The organism is Streptococcus pseudopneumoniae (genome assembly GCF_001072315.1).
GTDB lineage: Bacteria > Bacillota > Bacilli > Lactobacillales > Streptococcaceae > Streptococcus > Streptococcus pseudopneumoniae_R.
Window position 1 is genome coordinate 1 of sequence record NZ_JVLI01000107.1, and the last position, 3,905, is coordinate 3,905.

Consider the following 3,905-nt stretch of genomic DNA (forward strand, 5'->3'; position numbering starts at 1 on the left):
TGTTCGCTCACAATAAGAGAGAACTTTTTTACGAAAATCTATTGAATATGCCATAAGAAGATTGCACAACATCATGTGCTATTTTTAATTCAATTCGCGATATCTCTGTTGAGACTTCTTACTGATCTTATATATGGACTCTGTGTATGTCAAAAATAAGTTCAGTTATTAAATAGGTAGCACCAAATGAGATAGAAGAATAATTTGAGTCTTTTATGCAATCTCCATATAGGATTCATTACGACAGATATCTTAGATTCTTTTTATTGAAGAAATTTTCTGAAAATTACAAAATATACTTGCTATTTTAGAAAAAAAGTGTAGAATATAAGAAATAGGTTTTTAGAATAAGGAGTGGAATATGACAGTAACGATTGATTGGGAAAACCTTGGTTTTTCCTATATGAAATTACCTTATCGCTATATTGCGCATTTTAAAAATGGACAATGGAATCAAGGGGAGCTTACAGAGGATGCAACTTTGCATATTTCAGAGTCTTCTCCAAGTCTTCACTATGGCCAACAAGCATTTGAAGGTTTGAAAGCCTATCGTACTAAGGATGGTAGTGTTCAACTGTTCCGTCCGGACGAAAATGCCAAACGCCTGCAACGTACTTGTGATCGTCTCTTGATGCCACAAGTTCCGACAGACATGTTTGTAGAAGCTTGTAAGGCAGTTGTCCGCGCCAATGAAGAATATGTACCACCATATGGAACAGGTGGAACCCTTTATCTTCGTCCTCTTTTGATTGGTGTTGGAGATATTATTGGGGTAAAACCAGCGGAGGAATACATTTTCACTATCTTTGCTATGCCAGTTGGAAATTACTTTAAGGGTGGTTTGGTTCCAACCAACTTCTTGATTCAGGATGAATACGACCGTGCCGCTCCAAATGGTACAGGTGCCGCTAAGGTTGGTGGGAACTATGCTGCCAGTCTCTTGCCAGGGAAATTGGCTAAATCACGTCATTTCTCAGATGTTATCTACCTAGACCCATCAACACATACAAAGATTGAAGAAGTCGGCTCAGCTAACTTCTTTGGGATTACAGCTGATAATGAATTTGTAACACCATTGAGTCCATCTATCTTGCCATCTATTACCAAGTATTCTTTGCTTTATTTAGCAGAACATCGTTTGGGCTTAACTCCTATTGAGGGGGATGTTCCAATTGAAAATCTTGATCGTTTTGTAGAGGCGGGTGCTTGTGGTACAGCAGCGGTTATTTCTCCAATTGGAGGTATTCAACACGGTGATGATTTCCATGTATTCTATAGTGAAACAGAAGTAGGTCCTGTGACTCGTAAACTCTATGATGAATTGACAGGTATTCAGTTTGGTGATATTGAAGCGCCAGAAGGTTGGATTGTAAAAGTAGATTAAAATAAACAAAAGGAGATTTTTGATGAAATCGAAAAAGTGGCTCTTAACAGCAGGAGTAGTCCTGAGCACGACAGCTCTTTTAGTGGCTTGTGGAAAAGCTGATAAAGAAGCAGATGCACCGACAACATTTTCATATGTCTATGCAGTAGATCCAGCATCTTTGGACTATAGTATAGCGACTCGTACATCTACAACAGATGTCATCGGGAACGTGGTGGATGGTTTGATGGAAAACGACCAGTACGGGAATGTTATTCCTTCCTTGGCTGAAGATTGGTCTGTCTCAAAAGATGGTTTGACTTATACCTATAAACTTCGTAAAGGAGTTAAATGGTACACTTCTGAAGGTGAAGAATATGCAGAAGTAACAGCCCATGACTTTGTGACAGGACTAAAACACGTAGCTGACGGTAAGTCAGACGGTGTCTCTCTCATCCAAAATTCAATCAAGGGCTTGGATGCCTACATGACTGGTGAGACCAATGATTTCTCTACAGTTGGTGTTAAGGCCTTGGACGATTATACAGTTGAATATACCCTAAACAAACCAGAAAGCTTCTGGAACTCTAAAGTCACCACAGCAACGATGTTGCCTGTAAATGAAGAGTTTTTGAAGGCATCAGGTAAAGATTATGGAGCAGTTACTCCAGCAGGGATTCTTTACAATGGTCCTTATATCTTGAAGACCTTGACTTCTAAATCGTTGATCGAATACGAGAAAAACCCAAATTACTGGGATAAAGAAAAGGTAAAAATTGAAAAGGTCAAATTGACTTACTACGATGGTTCTGATCAGGAATCGTTGATTCGTAGCTTCTCTTCAGGTGCCTATACGACAGCCCGTCTCTTCCCAAGTAGCTCAAACTTTGCTTCAACTTTGGAACAATACGGAGATAAAATCACTTATAGCCCACAGGACTCAAGTAGTTATTACTTCACCTTTAACGTAAATCGTCAATCATATAATAAAACTGCGAAAACAAGTGAAGAGCAAAAGACTTCTACTAAAGAAGCTATGCTTAATAAGGACTTCCGTCAGGCTATCAACTTTGCCTTCAACCGTCATTCTTATGCTGCCCAGCTAAATGGTGAAGACGGTGCGGATAAGATTATTCGTAACAGCCTTGTTCCTGACAACTTTGTACAAGCAGGTGGTAAGAACTTTGGTCAAATTGCTCAAGCAGAGTTGGTGAACTATGGTGACCAATGGAAAGGTGTTGAGCTAGTTGACGGTAAGGATTCTATCTACAACCCTGACAAGGCTAAAGCAGCATTTGAAAAAGCTAAGAAAGACTTGGAATCTAAAGGGGTAACTTTCCCAATTCACTTGGATGTCCCAGTTGAACAAACAGATACCATCGCAGTTCAACAAAGTAACTCTTTCAAACAGTCTATCGAATCAACTCTTGGTGCTGAAAATGTTGTTATCGACATTCTTCAAATGACAGATAATGAAAAGGAAACAATCACTTCTCAAGCGCGTGTTCCTTCTCAAAAAGACTATGATTTGAACAGTACAGGATGGGCTCCAAGTTATCAAGACCCAGCATCTTACTTGAATATCATGGATCCTAAATCAGGTTCTGCTATGAAACACCTTGGTATTACTAAAGGGAAAGATAAAGATGTTGTAGCTAAACTTGGTTTGGACCAATATAAGAAATTATTGGACGATGCGGATTCAGAAACTACGAATCTTGAAGAGCGCTATGAAAAATATGCCAAGGCTCAAGCTTGGTTGACAGATAGTTCATTATTGATGCCGACAGCCTCATCTGGTGGTTCTCCAGTTGTAAGTAATGTAGTGCCATTCTCAAAACCATACTCACAAGTTGGTATTAAGGGTGACCCATATATCTTTAAAGGAATGAAATTGCAAAAAGATATCGTTACAACAAAAGAATATGAAGAAGCACTGAAAAAATGGCAAAAAGAAAAATTGGAATCAAACGGTAAGTACCAAAAAGAACTAGAAAAACACATTAAATAAAGCAGAAAACTCTATATCAGACTTGGAATGATATAGAGTTTTTTCTTGCTAGTTTTGGGATTTTCTTGTAAAATAGAAAAAGTGAAGAGAGGTATGAAATGAGCAAGAAAGATAAAAAAATTGAAATTCAAGTAGCAGATGCTAAAGTTAATGTAGGAAAAGACAGTTTTGAAGGTTATACCTTGACCATTGGTAAAAAAGTTATCGGAGAAATTGCCGAATTAGACGGACAATTTGCCATCATAAAGAATGGGAATGTCGATAGTTTTTATAAAAAATTGGAAAAAGCTGTGGAAATTTTGATTGAAAATTATAATTTAGCAAAATAAGTCTTGTTTTTTTGAAATTTTCATGATATAATAGTCAATGTTGATTGTAGGAGAGATAGCGAAGAGGCTAAACGCGGCGGACTGTAAATCCGCTCTTTCGGGTTCGGGGGTTCGAATCCCTCTCTCTCCATTTCATCAATGGGGTATAGCCAAGCGGTAAGGCAAGGGACTTTGACTCCCTCATGCGTTGGTTCGAATCCAG

General features: G+C 38.4%; 3 protein-coding genes and 1 tRNA gene. All 4 read left to right on the forward strand.

Annotation, left to right across the window (positions count from 1 at the left end; translation table 11 throughout):
- The first annotated feature begins 361 nt into the window (after positions 1-361).
- The 4 genes from ADH54_RS05640 to ADH54_RS05655 all read left to right on the forward strand — a co-directional run bounded on the left by ADH54_RS05640 (position 362) and on the right by ADH54_RS05655 (position 3,833).
- Entirely contained in the window at positions 362-1,384 is a 1,023-nt protein-coding gene (locus tag ADH54_RS05640; protein ID WP_049524361.1) for a branched-chain amino acid aminotransferase, read from the forward strand.
- Between the two features lie 22 nt (positions 1,385-1,406).
- Positions 1,407-3,374 (forward strand): peptide ABC transporter substrate-binding protein, encoded by a 1,968-nt coding sequence (locus ADH54_RS05645; RefSeq protein ID WP_049524362.1) that lies wholly within the window; start codon positions 1,407-1,409, stop codon positions 3,372-3,374.
- 98 nt (positions 3,375-3,472) lie between these two features.
- Positions 3,473-3,703: a DUF2969 domain-containing protein gene (locus ADH54_RS05650; RefSeq protein WP_000037113.1), complete on the forward strand. Its 231-nt coding sequence runs from the start codon at positions 3,473-3,475 to the stop codon at positions 3,701-3,703.
- A 49-nt stretch (positions 3,704-3,752) separates the two neighbouring features.
- Positions 3,753-3,833: transfer RNA gene (locus ADH54_RS05655), tRNA-Tyr, on the forward strand.
- Positions 3,834-3,905: the final 72 nt, after the last annotated feature.